The sequence below is a fragment of the Roseibium sp. JB4-4 genome, assembly GCF_055693425.1.
In genome coordinates, this window is the sequence record NZ_CM146333.1 from 1,514,213 (window position 1) to 1,532,211 (window position 17,999).

13 protein-coding genes and 2 pseudogenes are annotated in these 17,999 nt (G+C 55.5%); 3 read left to right on the forward strand and 12 right to left on the reverse strand.

All coding sequences use genetic code 11. From position 1 onward, the window contains the following. The first annotated feature begins 13 nt into the window (after positions 1 to 13). The 3 genes from ACZ1HV_RS07030 to ACZ1HV_RS07040 all read left to right on the forward strand — a co-directional run bounded on the left by ACZ1HV_RS07030 (position 14) and on the right by ACZ1HV_RS07040 (position 4,370). Positions 14 to 760: a M20/M25/M40 family metallo-hydrolase gene (locus ACZ1HV_RS07030; RefSeq protein ID WP_472717695.1), complete on the forward strand. Its 747-nt coding sequence runs from the start codon at positions 14 to 16 to the stop codon at positions 758 to 760. Further along, positions 736 to 1,416 (forward strand): hypothetical protein, encoded by a 681-nt coding sequence (locus ACZ1HV_RS07035; protein WP_472717696.1) that lies wholly within the window; start codon positions 736 to 738, stop codon positions 1,414 to 1,416. The genes ACZ1HV_RS07030 and ACZ1HV_RS07035 overlap by 25 nt, the downstream gene beginning before the upstream one ends. 308 nt (positions 1,417 to 1,724) lie before the next feature. After that, on the forward strand, positions 1,725 to 4,370 hold the full coding sequence (locus ACZ1HV_RS07040; protein WP_472717697.1) for a molybdopterin-dependent oxidoreductase: 2,646 nt from the start codon (positions 1,725 to 1,727) through the stop codon (positions 4,368 to 4,370). A gap of 117 nt (positions 4,371 to 4,487) precedes the next feature. On the opposite strand, the gene ACZ1HV_RS07045 is transcribed toward ACZ1HV_RS07040, so the two are convergent. From ACZ1HV_RS07045 to hmgA, 12 genes and pseudogenes are all read right to left on the reverse strand, one after another. Then, the gene (locus ACZ1HV_RS07045) at positions 4,488 to 5,348 is read right to left on the reverse strand and encodes a metal ABC transporter permease (protein WP_472717698.1); all 861 of its coding nucleotides are present in this window, start codon (positions 5,346 to 5,348) and stop codon (positions 4,488 to 4,490) included. Continuing rightward, entirely contained in the window at positions 5,348 to 6,277 is a 930-nt protein-coding gene (locus ACZ1HV_RS07050) for a metal ABC transporter permease (protein ID WP_472718412.1), read from the reverse strand. The genes ACZ1HV_RS07045 and ACZ1HV_RS07050 overlap by 1 nt, the downstream gene beginning before the upstream one ends. Continuing rightward, positions 6,277 to 7,179: a manganese/iron ABC transporter ATP-binding protein gene (locus tag ACZ1HV_RS07055; RefSeq protein ID WP_472717699.1), complete on the reverse strand. Its 903-nt coding sequence runs from the start codon at positions 7,177 to 7,179 to the stop codon at positions 6,277 to 6,279. The genes ACZ1HV_RS07050 and ACZ1HV_RS07055 overlap by 1 nt, the downstream gene beginning before the upstream one ends. Before the next feature lie 118 nt (positions 7,180 to 7,297). Next, positions 7,298 to 8,212 carry a metal ABC transporter substrate-binding protein gene (locus tag ACZ1HV_RS07060; protein WP_472717700.1) on the reverse strand — a complete coding sequence of 305 codons (915 nt, stop codon included), beginning with the start codon at positions 8,210 to 8,212 and terminating at the stop codon, positions 7,298 to 7,300. A gap of 190 nt (positions 8,213 to 8,402) precedes the next feature. Then, complete coding sequence (locus ACZ1HV_RS07065) at positions 8,403 to 10,847, reverse strand: methyl-accepting chemotaxis protein (protein ID WP_472717701.1); 2,445 nt, start codon at positions 10,845 to 10,847, stop codon at positions 8,403 to 8,405. Between the two features lie 291 nt (positions 10,848 to 11,138). Next, entirely contained in the window at positions 11,139 to 11,345 is a 207-nt protein-coding gene (locus ACZ1HV_RS07070; protein ID WP_298815794.1) for a DUF2783 domain-containing protein, read from the reverse strand. After that, positions 11,342 to 12,843 (reverse strand): annotated as a pseudogene (locus ACZ1HV_RS07075) (FAD-dependent oxidoreductase). The gene ACZ1HV_RS07070 and the pseudogene ACZ1HV_RS07075 overlap by 4 nt, the downstream one beginning before the upstream one ends. A gap of 140 nt (positions 12,844 to 12,983) precedes the next feature. Then, positions 12,984 to 13,478 carry a DinB family protein gene (locus ACZ1HV_RS07080; protein WP_298815790.1) on the reverse strand — a complete coding sequence of 165 codons (495 nt, stop codon included), beginning with the start codon at positions 13,476 to 13,478 and terminating at the stop codon, positions 12,984 to 12,986. 33 nt (positions 13,479 to 13,511) lie between these two features. Continuing rightward, entirely contained in the window at positions 13,512 to 14,471 is a 960-nt protein-coding gene (locus tag ACZ1HV_RS07085) for an MBL fold metallo-hydrolase (RefSeq protein WP_298815788.1), read from the reverse strand. Positions 14,472 to 14,542: 71 nt separating this feature from the next. Continuing rightward, entirely contained in the window at positions 14,543 to 15,559 is a 1,017-nt protein-coding gene (locus ACZ1HV_RS07090) for a fumarylacetoacetate hydrolase family protein (protein WP_472717702.1), read from the reverse strand. Further along, positions 15,556 to 16,442: pseudogene (locus tag ACZ1HV_RS07095) on the reverse strand (MBL fold metallo-hydrolase). The gene ACZ1HV_RS07090 and the pseudogene ACZ1HV_RS07095 overlap by 4 nt, the downstream one beginning before the upstream one ends. Beyond that, positions 16,439 to 17,812, reverse strand: a complete 1,374-nt coding sequence (gene hmgA / locus ACZ1HV_RS07100) for a homogentisate 1,2-dioxygenase (RefSeq protein ID WP_472717703.1) — start codon at positions 17,810 to 17,812, stop codon at positions 16,439 to 16,441. Before hmgA ends, ACZ1HV_RS07095 begins: the two are co-directional and overlap by 4 nt. Positions 17,813 to 17,999: the final 187 nt, after the last annotated feature.

Below are 17,999 nucleotides of genomic sequence, written 5' to 3' on the forward strand. Positions count from 1 at the left end.
AGGGAGGTCGCGAATGGCGACGCGCGAGGCGGCGATCAAGGCCGTATCCAACTATTTCGAAACCGGTGGATTTCAGACCGAACTGGCCGACAGGGTGGCGGTTCGAACATCGAGCAGGGAACTCGAGCACCAGAAAGAGCTGACACGATATCTGGATGACCTGATGCGGGCCCGCTTTGAGGCGATGGGATTTACAGTCGAGATCTATCGCAATGAAATGCTGGAGCGCGCGCCGTTTCTGGTGGCAAAACGCATTGAAGACCCTTCCCTGCCCACTTTGTTTTGCTACGGACACGGTGACACAGTGCCCGGTGAAGACGGATGCTGGAGCGAAGGACGCGACCCCTGGGCCCTCACAGTTGCCCAAACGCCATCCGGTGAACGATGGTTTGGCCGCGGAACAGCGGACAACAAGTCCCAACATGCCATCAACATGGAAGCCATGCGCCACGTTCTCCAGACACGCGGCAGACTTGGATACAACGTCACGTTTCTGATCGAGACGGCGGAGGAAATGGGGTCTCCGGGCCTTGAAGAGTTCTGCCGCAAAAACCGCGATTTGCTGGCGGCGGATTTGCTGATCGCATCCGATGGCCCTCGCTTTTCGACAGACGGACCGGATATCAAGCTCGGCACCAGGGGCGGCCTGAATCTTCGCTTCAGACTGGAGTATCGCGACGGCGGACATCACTCCGGCAATTGGGGGGGCTGCTTGCCAATCCCGCAATTGTGCTCATGCATGCTCTCACTACTCTGGTGAGCCGAAACGGTGAAATCCTTCATCCCGGTTTGAAGCCTGGGCAGATCAAACCTTCAGTCAGCGCTGCCTTGGCCAACGTGACGGTCACTTCAGGACCTGACGACCCTGAGATCGATCCCTGGTGGGGTGAACCCGGCCTTAGCGGGGCGGAGAAAGTGTTCGGCTGGAACACGTTCGAGGTGTTGTCTTTCATCACCGGCGATCCTGTGAAAACTCAGAATGCCGTGCCGCCCTTCGCAGAAGCCATCTGCCAGATACGCTTCGTGGTTGATACAGATCCTGACACTTTCCTTCCGCTGATCCGCGAACATCTTAGAGCACAGGGTTTCGACGGGATCACCGTTGAACCGGCCCGCATGTCGATGCTGCGTGCATCCCGCCTGGATCCAGAGCACCCGGCGGTGGCTTGGGCTGTCACCTCAATCGAAAAGACAACAGGCAAAACCGTTACGGTCATCCCAAACGCGGGTGGCTCCCTGCCGAACGATATTTTTCTGAACATCATCGGCATGCCCACAATCTGGGTTCCGCACAGTTACACAGGCTGCTCCCAGCATGCCCCGGACGAGCATGTCCTGCCGCATTTGATGAAAGAAGGCCTTCAGATGATGACCGGCCTGTTCTGGGATCTCGGCGACGGATTTCCCGAGAGCTGAGGCCAAGGGCAAAGGATCTTTCAGCGTACGAATTTCTAGACTTTGATCTCGGAAATGAGGGCAATTTCAGCCCTCTTTTCCGCGCGTTGAATCACCACCCCCAAAAATTGCAGCAGCAAATTGATACACCTCAATGCCGACGCGCCGGATATTTTTGTAACTAGTTACATCGCATGACTTCTGTGCGAGGTGCCCCAAGGTTTTCTGATGAAAATTGAACACGTTACCTCAGCCTCGGATTGATATCCGGGCGCAATTTCGTGTCGCTGCCTTGCGGCGCAAATTCCTAAATCAACAGGACGATGATGATGTCTGTAACTCTATCGCGTCGAAACTTCTTGAAATCGACTTGCTCAACTCTTCTGGTAAGTATGTTTCCGATCTCGGCGCATGCTGCGGCGAACCGCGGCGTGACATTCGTTCCCCATGCCGGTCAGGCCGGTGCATTTTGGGGCATGATCAAGGATGGCCAGCTGATCAAGGCGATCCCACGGACAGAATTTGATCCACGCCCGACAAAAATGATCAGCGATGGGGTCGTCAGCCGAACCTATCACCAGACACGTGTCAAATATCCACATGTCCGCCGGTCTTATCTTGAAGGTTATGAAAACGGCGATGTACGGCCGGATCTGCGTGCGCGGGAAGACTTTGTGCGCGTGGATTGGGACACTGCGCTGTCTTTGGTGGCACGTGCGATCCTCGATACAATCGATGAGCACGGCAACGAGGGTCTGTTTTCAACCTCCTACGGGGGCTGGTCTCATGGCGGCGTTCTGACACCCAATGTTTTACAGGGCCGCTTTTTCAATCTGATCGGTGGTGCGGCTGTCACCGTTGGCGACTATTCAGGTGGCGCTGGACAAATCATCATGCCGCACGTTCTGGGCGACATGGAGGTTTATTCGCGCCAGACTTCCTGGTGGCAAATGTTGCAGCATTGCGAGACCTTCGTGATGATTGGCACCGATATGCATAAAAACGGCCGTGCAGAGGGCCGTACGACCGATCACTCCATGTATCCGAGATGGGAACAGATCAAGGAAGCCGGTGTCGACTTCATCTCGATCAACCCACAGCGTACAACCACCGACGAGTGGCTGAATGCAGAATGGATCAAGATCGTTCCAAACACGGATACGGCGCTTTTCCTCGCCATGAGCTATCACGTCCATGAAAACGGCAGCTACGACCGGGAATTCCTCGACAAGTACACGGTCGGTGCAGACAAGTTCATTGACTACCTGACCGGCAAGACCGACGACCGGCCCAAAACACCGGAATGGGCAGCTGCGATCACTGGCATCGATGCTGATCAGATCCGCGCCCTCGCCGATCGGTGTGCCACCACCAGAACCCAGTTTGCAGGCTCCTGGGCAATCCAGCGCGCTCAGCACGGTGAAATGCCGTATTGGGCGATAACGGCATTCGCGGCAATGACCGGCCAGATCGGCCTTCCGGGCGGCGGCGTCGGTTTCAGTTGGCACTGGGGCCAAGGTGGCGCCCTGTTCGCCCAAGCGCGTGTTCCAGGCGGCTTGCCTCAGGGACGAAACCGCGTCATCGGCATCTGCCCTGCGTCAAGGTTGAACGAGATGCTGCTCAATCCGGGCAAGGAGTTCACTCGAAACGGCAGTACTTTCAAGTTCCCGGATGTTCATCTCATCTACAATTCCGGCAACAACTTCGCGTCGCACCAGCAAGACACCAATGAACTGCTGAAGGCAATGGAGAAGGTGAAAACGGTCGTCTGTCAGGACCCCTGGTGGACTGCGGCCGCCCGGTTTTCCGATATCGTCCTTCCGGCAACATCGCATGTTGAGCGGGATGAAATCAGTTCCGGCGGCACCTATTCCAAGGACAAGGTCTATGCCATGCGCAAGCTCATAGACCCGGTTGGTGAATCTCTCGATGATTTTGAGATATTCCAGCGCCTGGCGGAAAAATTCGGTGTTGAGGGCCCGTTCACCAACAACATGGAACGCATGGACATCATTCAGGAGTCTTATGAGAAGTCTACGGCGGCTGATCATATGGATTTCGATGAATTCTGGACCACCGGGGTCGCCCGTGTGCCTCAGCCGCAGGAAGAATTCGAGTGGGTCCGTCATGGCAAGTTCCGCGAGGACCCTGACGCCAATCCGCTCAGAACACCTTCCGGAAAGGTCGAAATCTACAGCGAGACAATCGCCAAGATGAACATTCCGGATTGCCCGCCAATGCCGATGTGGCTGGAGCCCGACGAATATCTGGGTAACAGCGAACCGGACGATATTCACGTCGTCAGTCCGCACCCCTTTAACCGGATCCACTCGCAGTTTGCCCAGTCTGATCTGCGGCACGAATTGAATGTCCAGGATCGTGAATTCCTGCTGATCAATTCTGAAGATGCGGCTGAGCGCGGCATCGAGGATGGGGATCTCGTTGAGCTTCACAACGAGCGCGGAGCGCTGATAGCCGGAGCGCGCGTTTCCGACAACATCATGCGCGGTGTCGCATCGCTCTATGAAGGGGCCTGGCTGTCTTTCGACAGCAAGGGTCGCTGCAATTCCGGTGCGATCAACATTCTCACGTCCAGCCGGGCCTCCAGCGGCTTGAGTCAGGCAACGACAGCCAACACATGCATCGCCAAAATGCGCAAGGCCACGGATGTTGATGGTCCGAACCAGGCGTATGAACCTCCCAAGACCACGACTGATGTCGTCTCTCTGGATACATCGGGGTTCGGACTGGAGCGTGCAGATAATCTTCAGGAAACCTTCACCGCGAACATGGAGCCAGGTGAAAAACTCTTTTACGAGTACTGCACCTTGTGCCACGTGCCTCAGGATCCGGCGTCGCACACAAAAAATCAGTGGCGCGGTATTACGGAGAGCATGTTCGTGAATGCAGGCGTCACGGAAGAGGAAGGAGCGCTCATTCTTGAGTTCCTTGATCAGTACGCAAAGCCTGACTGATCCGACTGCATAACAACAGAGAGGGCGTGGCTGCAGTCCCGCCCTCTTTCTGTGTTCGCGCATCACGTGCGCGAAACTTTGCTGTATCCCAAGGCAACCGCTTCAGGAAATGATCAATCACTCCGCCGTTGCAGGGATTTCCATGCGCTGCCGAGACATCTTCCGTGTCAGCAGCATACGGCGGATGAAAGCAAGCACGAACAGTGCAGTCAGGATCAGGATGATTGTCGGAGCTGGAGCGCTATCAAGGAAGAAGCTCGCATAGGTTCCGGCGAGCATGGATGCCATGCACACACCGACGGCAACCCAAAGCATTGTGCCGAATGTTCGCACAAGCAGGAAGGCGATTGCACCCGGCGCAATCAACAAACCAATCGCAAGGATCAAACCGGCAGCAGACAAAGTTGCGACAATCGTCAGAGACAAGGCTGCCAGCAATCCATAGTGCAATAGATTGACCGGCAAACCGGATGCCTGTGCCTGGGCTGCATCAAAGCTGTGCAGCACGAGGTCCTTCCACTTCAATATGAGGGCGGTGCCGACAAGAACGGCAATAACGCCGGCCGTTAGGAGATCCTCCTGCCCGACGCCGAGCATGTTTCCAAAGAGAATATGGTCAAGATGGGCGTTGGTCTCAACGGAAACATATAGCACGATCCCGAGACCAAACATGCCGGAAAACACCACGCCCATGACGGTGTCCTGTTTCACCCGGCTGTTGCCAGACAGGTACCCTGTCGCGAGCGCGCAGATCATTCCGGCCGCAAAGGCACCGACCAAAAGGGGAAGTCCGAAAATATAGGCAACCACAATGCCTGGCAGGATCGCGTGGCTGACCGCATCCCCCATCAAAGCCCAACCCTTCATGACGAGAAAGCAAGACAGGAGCGCTGTCGGAACGGAAACGATGACGCAGATCAGAAATGCGTTCTGCATGAACGGGAACCGAAATGGCAGAAGAACTGTCTCCAGATCCATCAAACAGCTCCTTCCACCTTCTTGGAACGGTGCGCGCCATTACCTGCATCATCCAAGGTTGCCAAATCTTCGGGCGGTCCCTTTAACAGCGCTTGAGCGGCCTTGCGTTTTGCCGCCAGCAATCCGTGCTTGGGCGCAAACATGAACACAGCCAGGAAAATCAGCGTTTGCAGAGTGACGATGATGCCGCCGGTCGCACCATCCAGAAAATAGCTGACATAGGCGCCTATGAAGCTTGTCGATGCGCCGATCACGACCGAAAGTGCGATCAATCGCGGGAAGCGGTCGCAAAGCAGATAGGCGGTGGCACCTGGTGTCACAACCATGGCGATGACAAGAAAAGCGCCCACAGTTTGCATCGCGGCGACCACGGATGCCGACAGCAACACAAAGAAAATCGCTTTCAGCAAACCGGGTCTGAGACCAATGGTCCGGGCGTGATTTTCGTCGAAGAAGGTCACCATCAGATCCTTCCATTTCGTCAGCAGGATAACCAAGGAGACGAAGCCGATGATCGCCAGCTGCATCGTGTCTTCCGGCGTAATGGCAAGGATATTCCCCATCGTGATGGTCTGGATGGAGACGGATGTCGGATAGATCGAGACCACAAACAGTCCAAGTCCGAAAAAGGACGTGAAAATCAGACCAATGACGACATCGACTTTCAGTCCCGACCTTTCGGACAGGAACAGCATGGCGCTCGCCGCAAGCCCTCCGGCCAGAAACGCACCAAGCGCGAACGGCAAACCAAGTATGTAGGCACCTGCGACACCCGGCACGACGGAATGCGCAAGAGCATCCCCGATGAGCGACCAGCCTTTCAGCATCAAATAAGCGGACAGGAAAGCGCAAACACCGCCAACGAGCGCGGAGACCCACATGGCGTTTGTCATGTAGTTGTAACCAAATGGCTCCAAGAGCACTTCCATCACCCAGAAGCCTCTTCTGCACCGGTCTGCCCTGGTGTCTTCTTGGCCGTCTGCACCTGGTCGCCATATTGAACGAATGGCCGTTCGTCGTCTGTCAGAATGGTGACCTTGCGTTGATCGCCATCGGTGTGCAGCGTCTCGTCGGAGATCGTGAAATGGCGCAGAACACCACCAAAAGCGAGCTCCAGATTGTCGCGCGTGAACGTTGTGTCGGTCGGCCCAAAGGCCAGAACAGTGCCCTTGACCAAAACCGTCCTGTCGCAAAACTCCGGAACAGAGCCCAGATTGTGAGTGGAAACGAGCATCACCCTGCCCTCGTCGCGCAGTTCCTTTAACAGCGCGATGATCTGCTCCTCGGTCTTGACATCAACGCCGGTGAACGGCTCGTCGAGAAGGATCACCTGGCCGTCCTGCGCCAACGCTCTGGCAAGAAAGACGCGCTTGCGCTGCCCTCCTGACAGTTCGCCAATCTGGCGATGACGGAAGTCCTGCATGTTGACCCGCTGCAGCGCCAGGTCGACGGCGTCGCGGTCAGCCTGTTTCGGCCGTCTCAGGAAGCCCATGTGGCCATAGCGCCCCATCATCACGACATCTTCGACAAGCACCGGGAACGACCAGTCGACCTCTTCGGACTGCGGCACGTAGGCCACCTGATTCCGGCGCAGGGCCTCCTGAACCGGCTGACCGAGGATCCGGATCCGCCCCTTGGCGGCTGGCACAAATCCCATAATCGCCTTGAACAGCGTGGACTTGCCCGCTCCATTGACGCCAACGAGAGCCGTTACGGTGCCACGCGGTATTTCAAAACTGGCATTCCAAAGCGCGGTATGTCCATTGCGATAGGTCACCGTGACGTCTTCGGCGGTTATGCCATCACCGGCTGCTTGAGCGGTCATGTCCATGTCCGGGTCCTTGAGGATTTGAAGCATCACGAAAAGCCATTAAAGAACACTATTGAAACGATCACAATTGCGGCCAACTCTTGACCGCAATTGCAGTTTTTACGCGGCGAGGCAGTGGTTAGTTTGCCGCCGACTTCAATCCGTCCACGACTGTTCCGGCAGTCACTTTTAGCAGGTCAAGGTAAGTCGGCACCGGTCCGCCGGCTTCACTAAGGGAATCCACATACAGCACGCCGCCATAGGCAGCACCGGTTTCCCGTGCAACCTGTTCCGCCGGTGCGGTGCTGACTGTGCTTTCGCAGAAAACGACCGGAATTTCGTTTTCGCGTACGCCATCGATGACGGCACGCACTTGCTGTGGCGTTCCCACTTGATCAGCGTTCATCGGCCAAAGATAGAGCTCCTTCATGCCGAAATCCCGGGCAAGGTAGCTGAAGGCTCCCTCGCAGGTTACCAGCCAGCGTTGTTGTTCCGGAATTTCCGCAACGGCTTCGCGAAGCGGTTCGATCGTCGCGCGCAACTGCTCTTTATAAGCTTCGGCATTTTTCTGATAAGCGTCGGCATTGTCAGGATCCTGGGCGGAGAATGCATCGACGATGTTGTCTATATAGATCAGCGCGTTGTCGAGACCCATCCATGCATGCGGGTTGGGTTTGCCTTCATATGAGCCGGAGCGGATCGAAATAGGGTCGATGCCATCCGTCAGGGTCGCTGACGGAACATCTCCCAGATTGCCGAGAAACTGTTCAAACCAGAGTTCAAGGTTCATACCGTTCCAAAGGATCAGGTCGGCGTCAGACGCACGAACGATATCCTGCGGGGTCGGCTGATATCCGTGGATCTCTGCACCCGGCTTGGTAATGGAAACCACTTCAGCCGTGTCTCCAGCAACATTTTGCGCAATGTCTGCAAGAACAGTGAAGGTCGTCACGACCTTCATCTTGTCGTCAGACCAGGTCGCTGTCGATGAAAATGACGCCAGCGCCGTCGCCAACACGGCCGCTGTCATTGAAAAGCGCTTGTTACCGGTCATTCAAATCTCCCAAACAGAAAAGTATCTTCTTGCAAGTGATATTGCAACTCATTCGCAACTGTCAAGCTTGTTGCGAATGAGTTGCAATATTAAAAACCTGTCAAACTGAATTCAGCCTCGGCAAAAATAAAACCGCCGGCCCAAGGTCCGGCGGTTTCTGCATGCCAAAAAGACACCCAGCGTTGTTGCCTCAGGCGGCTGAAACCTTGTCCAGGAAGGTTTCAATCCCCTGCTTCAGTGCAAGACTGCGGTTGCTCAGGTCATCGGAAGCCGCAAGCACATTGCCTGAAGCATCCTTTGTTTCGACCACCGCTTTTGCCAGCCGGTCCATGTTGGATTTCACCGCCATCGTGCTTTGTGCGGCCCGCTGTACGTTTCCGGAAATCTCGTTAGTGGCCGAGCCTTGTTGAGAAACAGCAGTTGAGATGCCCTGCGTATAACCATTGACCTCTTCCATCGTGTCAGAGATCTCGCCAATCGCAGCAACCGCTTCAGTCGTGGAGTCCTGAATGGTTTGGATCTGGGAGGAGATTTCCTCAGTCGCTTTCGAAGTCTGGTTCGCCAGCTCCTTGACCTCGGCGGCGACAACCGCAAAGCCCTTGCCCGCCTCGCCGGCGCGCGCGGCTTCAATGGTGGCATTGAGAGCCAGCAGATTTGTTTGTTCAGCGATGGCCTGAATGAGGTTGACCACTTCGCCAATCTTGGATGCGGCTTCCGCAAGCCCCTGAACCTTGCCGTTGGTCTCGTGAACGGCTCCGGTTGCCTGCGTCACGATATCTGATGACCTTCGTACCTGTTCACCAATTTCAGCGATCGAGGCGGATAGTTCTTCGGCGGCACCCGCGACGTTTTCAACGCTCATGGAAGCATCTTCACTAACGCGCGATGTATCCCCCGCCTGCTCCGCACTGTTCCTTGCAATGCCACCCAGCGAAGACGCTGTGCCGCTCATGCCGGCCGCAGTTTCGTCGAGTGCGCTCAAAAGTCCCTGAACTTCTTCACGGAACCCCTGGATCAGACCTTCAACAGCCTCCTGACGGGTAAACTGTTCCTGCCTGTGGTCATCAGCCTCGATTTCCAGGCGAAGACGTTCGCGGGCGTTTTCCTGGAAGACCTGCACTGTGCGGCTCATGTCGCCGATCTCGTCGCGTTGATCTGTCGACGGAATTTCCACATCCGTGTCACCTTCCGCGAGACGACCCATCGCAGCTGTCAAAGCTCTTGTTGGCTTGGTAATGACAAGCGAGACGACAAAGGCCAGCAAACCGCCAACCAGCACCGCCGCGAACAGCGCGACAGCAATCAGACCGAGAGCCGTGTCGGCGCGCGCATATGCGCTGGCCGATTGTGCTTCGGTCAATGCCGTGATGACGGACCGGACCTTGTCGGAGATCGCCGCAAGTTCGAGCCTTTTGGTGTCAAACACCTCCTTGGCAGAGACCATATTGGCAAATTCTGCTTCGTAGTTGTTCACCTCCTGCTCGATAGAGGCAACCGCATCGGTAATTTCAGGAAAGGCAGCGCTGTCGGCCTTGAGCGTGTTCGCAAGATTGCGAAGAATTCCGATGCGCGTTGTAACGTCATCTGCGCCCATGGATTCAAAGCCGGCGAAAAACTCCATTGTGACCGAGCGAATCTCGAGTGCCGCCCGCTGAAACTTGATGGCATTGACATTCACTAGATCAACGATACCAAGCTTGGATGACGCCTTTCCAGCGACCTTTTTGGCGTCGTCGCTCGCCGCGTAAACGACTTTACGCAACACAGCTGCCTGATCATGTATGCTGTGGAGCCCGACAACCAATTCGGCGGCAAGATCAGCTGACACCAGTGCAGCCGGAGCGCTTTCCCCCTCGATCTTCGGCATTTTTTCTTTTAAACCAACGGCAAGCGCTGAAAGGCCTTTCATCTTTTCAGGATCCAGGCCTTCAACCTTCAATTTGGCAGCTTTTTTGGCCCATTTGGCAAGAGACAAGACACCATCGGATAGAGCGGCAGACACTTCAACAGGCAGATCTGCATTCTCCCCGACTTCGGCCACTGACACCGACAATTCAGAGCTGGTGTCTTCCATATCGGAAAGCATGCGGCCAACCTTGTCGGCCCGGTTTCGGGTACCGGTCGCCTTTTTTGCAGCGCTGCCGGCATCCCTTTGTATCTTGTTCATCTGGTCAGTGATCTGAACGGAAAGCGTCTCCAACCGGACAGCGGACTTCAGAAGACTGTCCACCTGTGCCTGCCGGCTGTCCACTGCCTCCACAAATCCGGAAAATTCTCCACTCAATTGCCCCACAAGCGCAATAGCTTCTTCGGTCGCCTCACCACCTGCGCCGCTTTCGGACACACTGTCCAAAGAAACCAGTGCCTGCTCCAACTGTCCGATCCGGGCGCTCGCTGACTGTGCCAGGTCCGGGCTGCTATCGGCAAGGTAGGCCTCCTGCGCCTGGGCAACTTGCTGTAGATTTGCCATCGCCGCCGTGGCCTTGGCGCTGACATCCGATTGAGCCCGCAATCCAAGAATTGCAACAGTTCCGACAGCACCAACTGCCGCTGCAACAAGTATCATTGTGACAAACCCGCCCCCGACTTTAGCCGAGAAGCGCGCATTCTTTAATGGTGTAAGTAACTTGGACATGTGAACCCCGCACTTTCTTTCATAGAATGCGGGGCAGATAAACAATTGGTGAAGAGATCAGGCCGTCGAAATTCCATTCGGACGGTGAATTAAATCGAAGACGAATGTGTGATTTCTAACAATAAGATAAGGGCAAAAATTCATTCAATTTTTTTGCCTAAATTAAATGATGCATATCTGCCAAAGCACGTCAGAGCTCGAATATGACCTCTGAGTGCTGATTGCTATGTAGTTATCCGTAGAACGATTCTATACTTTTTTCCGCTCGATGAATGCTTGCCACAGATCGTTTCATTCACCAACGACCTCTTTCAGATGTGCAGCGTCCAATAGTTTCTTCAAAGTTGCGCGTTCACCGATTTGATTTGCCATCAACAAGATGAGGCGCGCATTCAAGGCATCGCTTTCCTGTTGGGTCAGGCCTTCATGGGCCGACAAAAGATCAGCATAAAAGTCGTCCGGTGCTTCCAGATTGAGCCCAATTCCCTGTCTGCTCATGCGCTTTGCTCTCCCTTGCCGATCGCCTTCTTGAACGCGATTGCCAATTTGTCCGCATCGAAGTCGCGCCACCTTGCTGCAACGTGCTGATCCGGTCGAAACAGATAGACTGCTGCCTCAAGGTCGCCCAGGTACCGCTCTTTGATTTCGGGCCCGATTTCAGTTTCAGGCAAGCTCCTGCCTTCTATCTGAACACCCAGGACATCGCACTTTTCAGGTACTTCCACTCCGAAGCCCAGCAGTACAAATCTGTCTCCGAGACTGTCTACCAGCCAAGATTTGCCCAATGGTGCATCAATAGCAGGACTGCCGGGCCTCGTCCGAGCGGGCAGGTCAACCTGGTCCTCACCGTTCAAAGACGATCCATCGTAGATCGCTGGTACGGACAGGCGGCCTGAATTTACCAATGGCCTGGCAAAAGAATGGTGTTCGGAAAGATCCAGAACAGCGTCCCTGAATATCCTGCTCATTTCCGACTTGGGCGTTATGAAATCCGTTGAGCGCGAGCTTTGAAGGATGTTTTCGTCAGCGGCCAGTTCGCGTTCGAAACCATAGCTGTCCAGCAACGTTTCCGGAGCCTTGTCCTGAAGCACAAGTTTCAGCTTCCAGCCCAAGTTGTCGATATCCTGAAATCCCGAATTTGCGCCCCGAGCACCAAATGGCGACACCTGATGCGCGCTGTCGCCGGCAAAGAGGACGCGGCCGTGCCTGAATTTCTCCATCCGCCGACACTGGAACGTATAAATTGAGACCCACTCCAGATCGAATTCAACGTCCGGCCCAAGCATCTGCCGCAGCCTCGGCACGACGTTTTCAGGCTTTTTTCCTCGTCCTTGTCGACTTCCCAACCAAGTTGAAGGTCAATGCGCCAAACGCCGTCTGGCTGCTTGTGCAGCAGAGCCGACTGGTCCTTGTTGAACGGTGGATCAAACCAGAACCAGCGTTCGGTCGGGAAATCCGCCTTCATAACCACATCGGCAATCAGGAAGTTGTCCTCAAAGACCCTGCCGACAAAATCAAGATCCAGCATGCGCCTTGCCGGTGAGCCGGCACCATCGCAAGCGATCAACCAGTCTGCCTCAATGTTGTAGGCGCCTTCGTGGGTTTCCACGGTCACAAGTGTATGGTCATCGTGGTTTTGAAGGTTCGCAACCCGATTGCCGCCGCGGATTTCAACTGGTTTTCCCTCTGCCTGCAGTGCCCGGATACGCTCAACAAGATAGAGCTCGCAATAGTACTGCTGGAGATTGATGAAAGCTGGCCGTTTGTGACCTTCTTCAGGCAACAGGTCGAACGCGTAGACCTGCCTGTCGCTGAAAAACACCTTGCCGGTGTTCCAGACAACGCCTTTCGAGACCATCTCGTCTCCGCAGCCGAGCCGATCGAAAATTTCCAGCGAGCGTTTGGAGAAACAGATGGCGCGTGAGCCGACGCTGACACGTTCGTTGTCATCCAGCACCACAACGGGAATGTCAGACTGGGCCAGGTCGATCGCCATGGCGAGCCCGACCGGTCCGGCGCCGATGATGACGACCGGATGGCGAACGGGTGCCGCAGCCCCCTGATCATCGCTCCACTTATAGGGATAGAGCGGCACCTCGAACAATTTGGTCACAAGTCGTCCTCCCGCTCCTGACCTTATAAAAACTTGGCGGCAATCGGATGCCGGTCGAAATCTAAATAGAACTCGTCAAGCTGCGGCGGCGCAACTTCAGTCCCAGCCAACATGGCGTGAACCTGCCCACGATGATGTATCTGATGCTGAAACAGGTGCAGCATAGTGCTGCCAATTGTTTCTTCAAACCGACCGTTCTTGCCCCGGTCCTGCACAACCTTGCGATCCAGATCCTCATCCTTGAGCGCGTCACAAAATCCGATCAGCTTCAGATCTTCCTTCCCCTGAGCAATCCGAAGCTCTTCCACTGTCTCCAAATGAGGAACTGAGAAAACAGCTCTTCCCTGCCCCACCTCCTTCAGCGCATCAATGTAGTAGCGATCGACCTCCCAATTGTGGTTGAGCGTCTCCCGGATCGACGGAAAGAAGTTGGTTCGTTCTGCCTCAAACGCGTCCTGAGACAGCTGGCAGCAGGCCTCGAACAAACGCTCATTTGCATAAGCGTTGTTACGTGCCATGAGGCGGAGTTGATCCAAGGCACCTGTCATCGCTCACCCTTGCAGATCCGCCCACATCTTTGCGTCCCGTTCCGCCGTCCAGATGCGCGGCGTGTCTATGCCGAGCGCTTCGTCATAGGCCCGGGCGACGTTGAACGGCAGGCAGTGTTCATAGATTGCGTAGTCCTTGAACTTCGGATCACATTCGGCACGGCAGGCGTCCCAGGCGTCCTTCAGCGAACCACCCCCTTGGGCGATCCGGGCCACAGGCCTAAAGGTCGAAGACACGAAATCGGCGGTGTTGGTCAACGCCTTGCCGACCATCTCCCTGCCGACCAGCGCTTCGCCGCGGCCAGGCGCTATGGCTTCCACATCAAAGGAACGGATGGCCTGAAGCGTCGTCGGCCAGTCGTTGAAATGGCCGTCACCGCAGTAACATGCAGAATGGTATTCGACGATGTCACCGGTGAACATGACGTTCTCGTCCGGTACATGAATAACGATGTCCCCCGCCGTATGGGCGCGGCCAAGGAAGCGAAGGTCAACCCGACGTTTGCCAAGATAGACGGTCATGCGGTCGTTGAAGGTGGTTGTCGGCCAGGTCAGGGGCGGAATATCACTGACGTTGTCATAGCCCATGAACAGACGCGGGAAGCGCATGAATTCAGATTCCCGGTCTTCCGCGCCGCGTTCCACAACCATCGAACGAGCCTTCTGGCTCATGATCACGGTCGGTGCCTGATAGGCGGCAGCCCCCAGCACACGCACGGCGTGATAGTGGGTCAACACAAGATGACTGATCGGTTTGTCGGTTACGGAGCGCACCTTCTCGATCACCTTGTTGGCGAGTTCAGGGGTCGCCTGCGCCTCGATGATCATGACACTGTCATCGCCGATGATGACGCCGGTGTTCGGGTCACCTTCAGCGGTAAAGGCCCAGAGGTCCCGGCCAATCTCGGTGAACGAGATTTGTTTTTCTGCCATGTCTCCGGCGGATGCGAATTGCTTGCTCATCTCATCTCCCAATCTGCACCCTGGCAGTCTGTTTCAATTTGTCTTTGATCAACCGAACAAAAAAAGAAAGGCTAGGCCCCATCCGACACTTCAACGGTCTGCTCGATGGCACCGAAGATCGAATGGCCATCCTCATCAGACATCTCAATGCGTACAGTGTCGCCCGACTTCAGGAATGGCGTTTTGGCTTCGCCGGTCTCGATCGTTTCAATCATGCGGACTTCAGCGATGCATGAATAACCGGCACCACCTTGCGCAACAGGCTTGCCCGGACCGCCGTCCCGTTTGTTGGAGACCGTTCCAGATCCAATTATGGTTCCAGCGCACAAGTCTCTCGTTTTTGCCGCATGCGCAATGAGGTTGCCAAATTCGAACGTCATGTCGATGCCGGCATTGGCGCGGCCGAAAGGCTCGCCATTGAGATCAACATGCAAGGGCAAATGAAGTTTCCCGCCTTTCCAGGCATCGCCAAGCTCATCTGGCGTCACAGCAACCGGTGAAAAGGCCGAGGATGGTTTTGACTGGAAGAAACCGAAGCCCTTCGCAAGCTCCGCCGGGATCAGGCCCCGCAACGACACATCATTGACCAGCAGGACAAGCAGAATTGCGTTTCGGGCCTCTTCGGGACTCGCGCCCATGGGAACATCGCCTGTGACAACTGCGATCTCGCCTTCCATATCAATGCCCCAGACCTCGTCCCGCATCCTGATCGGGTCACGCGGCGAGACAAATGTGTCGGATCCGCCCTGGTACATGAGCGGATCCGTCCAGAAGGTTTCCGGCATCTTTGCGCCTCGTGCACGGCGCACCAGTTCGACATGATTGACATAGGCCGACCCATCCGCCCACTGATAGGCGCGCGGGAGTGGCGACAGCGCGTCGTGTTCATGGAAGCGAAGCATGGGAACGGCTTCGTGCGACAGGCTTTCGGCAAGCAATGCAAGCTTCGGCGCGACCTTAGCCCAGTCATCGAGCGCGGCCTGAAGCGTGGGTGCAATATGGCCGGCCTCCGTACAATAGGTGAGCCTTTCATTCACGACGACAAGTTTGCCGTCCCGGGTGCCGTCCTTCAGCGTTGCCAGCTTCATTGACTTTGTTTCCTTGTGATCGTCAGACCGTCATGGCCAACGATGGTTTCCCCCGAAAAGGCCTTGGTTGCCTCGATCCATTCCGCGTGTTCAAAGCCCGGCAAATCCGCCGGGATAAGGTGGTTCAAAACAAGTCTTCCCGCCCCCGCTTCTTCGGCGATTTTCGCAACATCGGGTGCCATTGTGTGGCTTGCCAGCAAGTGCTGGCGCAGCCTGTCTCCATTCCCCGTGATTTCAACGATCTTGTCTACCCCACGAGACAGCATCGCTTCGTGGACCAGCAGATCACACCCTTTCGCAAAATCGGCCAATGGGGGAAAAAAGTGGTGTCGGCAGAGAAAACGACAGACCAGTCTTCCGTCTCGAACCGCAAGGCAAAGCAATCAACGACCGGAGGATGGTCCACTTTGAACGCCCTGACACCAAGGTTTCCGTCCTCCAGAGCGACCTCGCCTTCCTTCAAGAGATGAATTTCCACCAATTCGCGCAAATCCGGGCGGCCTTCATCTTCGATCCTGAGGTCGATATCATAGCGCATAGATGCCAGGAAACCGTCCCAATACTCCATGAGATCGGCCGGACCATAGACTTTCACGGTGCTGGAAAGACCCGTGGTCCAGGCTGTATGGAGCAGCGGCCCAAGTTCCAGCACATGATCTGAGTGCATATGAGTTATGAAAACGAGATCGAGCTGCTTCAGAACAATGCCGGCTTCCACAAGCCCGCGTGTTACGCCGAGCCCGCAGTCGACGACGCAGCGACGACCGCCAATCTCGAGCAGAGAGCTGGTTGGCGACGGCCCACCTGGCCGAATTGCCGGACCGCCCTTGCACCCTAGAATGACCAGCCGGTCCTGAAGTTCAGGCAGTTTCGTTCCGCTCATTCTGCGTTCCAGGTTCCTTCCGGCGTACCGTCGAACTTCTTCTCAAGCGTTTCCCAACAGTCGATATAGTCGTCCTGCATTGGCGCTTCCTTGCCGGCGAACTCGGTCAGATGCTGAGGGAAACGGGTCTCAAACATGAAGGACATTGTATTGTCGAGCTTCTCCGGCTTCAAATCTGCATTCGAAGCCCCTTCAAATGCATTGTTGTCGGGCCCGTGCGGCAGCATCATGTTGTGAAGGCTCATGCCACCGGGTACGAAGCCCTGAGGTTTGGCGTCATACTGACCGTATATGTTGCCCATCAATTCGGACATGATGTTCTTGTGGTACCAGGGTGGACGGAAAGTGTCTTCCATTACCATCCAGCGCTCACGGAACAGTACAAAGTCGATATTGGCAGTGCCCGGTACTCCGGACGGAGCTGTCAGAACGGTAAAGATCGACGGATCCGGATGGTCGAACAAAATGGACCCGATCGGGCAATAGTTTCGAAGGTCATATTTGCAAGGCGCATAGTTGCCATGCCAGGCCACGACATCGAGCGGTGAATGCCCAATCCTGGTTTCATGAAACTGCCCGCACCATTTTACCGTGACCGTCGAGGGCACTTCCTTATCCTCGAAGCTGGCGACAGGTGTTTTGAAATCGCGGCGGTTGGCCATGCAGTTGGCACCGATGGGGCCCCTGCCCGGCAACTCGAATTTCTGGCCGTAATTCTCGCACACAAAGCCGCGGGCCGGGCCCTCCAAAACCTCAACCCGGTAGACAAGACCGCGCGGCAGGATCGCAATTTCCTTCGGCGCCAGCTCAATGACACCGAGTTCGGTTGCAAAGCGCAATATGCCTTCCTGGGGAACAACCAGCAGCTCGCTGTCGGCGGAAAAGAAATAGGCATTTTCCATCGACCGGGTGACCAGATAGATGTGGCTTGCCATGCCGACTTGGGTATTGACGTCGCCAGCGGTCGTCATGGTTCGCATACCGGTCAGCCAGGTCAGTTCCTCATCGGCATGCGGCACCGGATCCCAGCGGTATTGTCCAAGCGAAATCACATCCTCAAGAACATTCGGAGCGCTTTTCCAGTAAGGCAGATCTATCTTGCGGAACCGGCTCGTATGCTTGACCGACGGCCTGATCCGGTAACACCATGTACGCTCGTTCTGGTGGCTTGGTGCTGTGAAGGCGGTGCCGGACAATTGCTCGCCATAAAGGCCATACGCGCATTTTTGAGGACTGTTCATGCCCTGTGGCAAGGACCCCGGCAAGGCTTCTGTTTCGAAATCATTGCCAAAGCCCGGCATGTAACCCAGATCCGAAGAATTGTGTCCAGCGCTCCGGGACCCAGCCGAACTGTCTGCTCTCTGATCCATGATGACCTCCCGGTTCAGTTTTAATTTAGTTACAGATGTAACTTTTCACCTCTACGGCGTCAAGCTGGATTGGACACTTCCACGTGGCGTTACGTGCTCTTTTACTCCAAACATCTGAAATGCTTTCAGTTTTCACGATTTACTCAAACAGCTCTTTCGAGGAGAAAAGCATCTGTCAGGGCGGCTA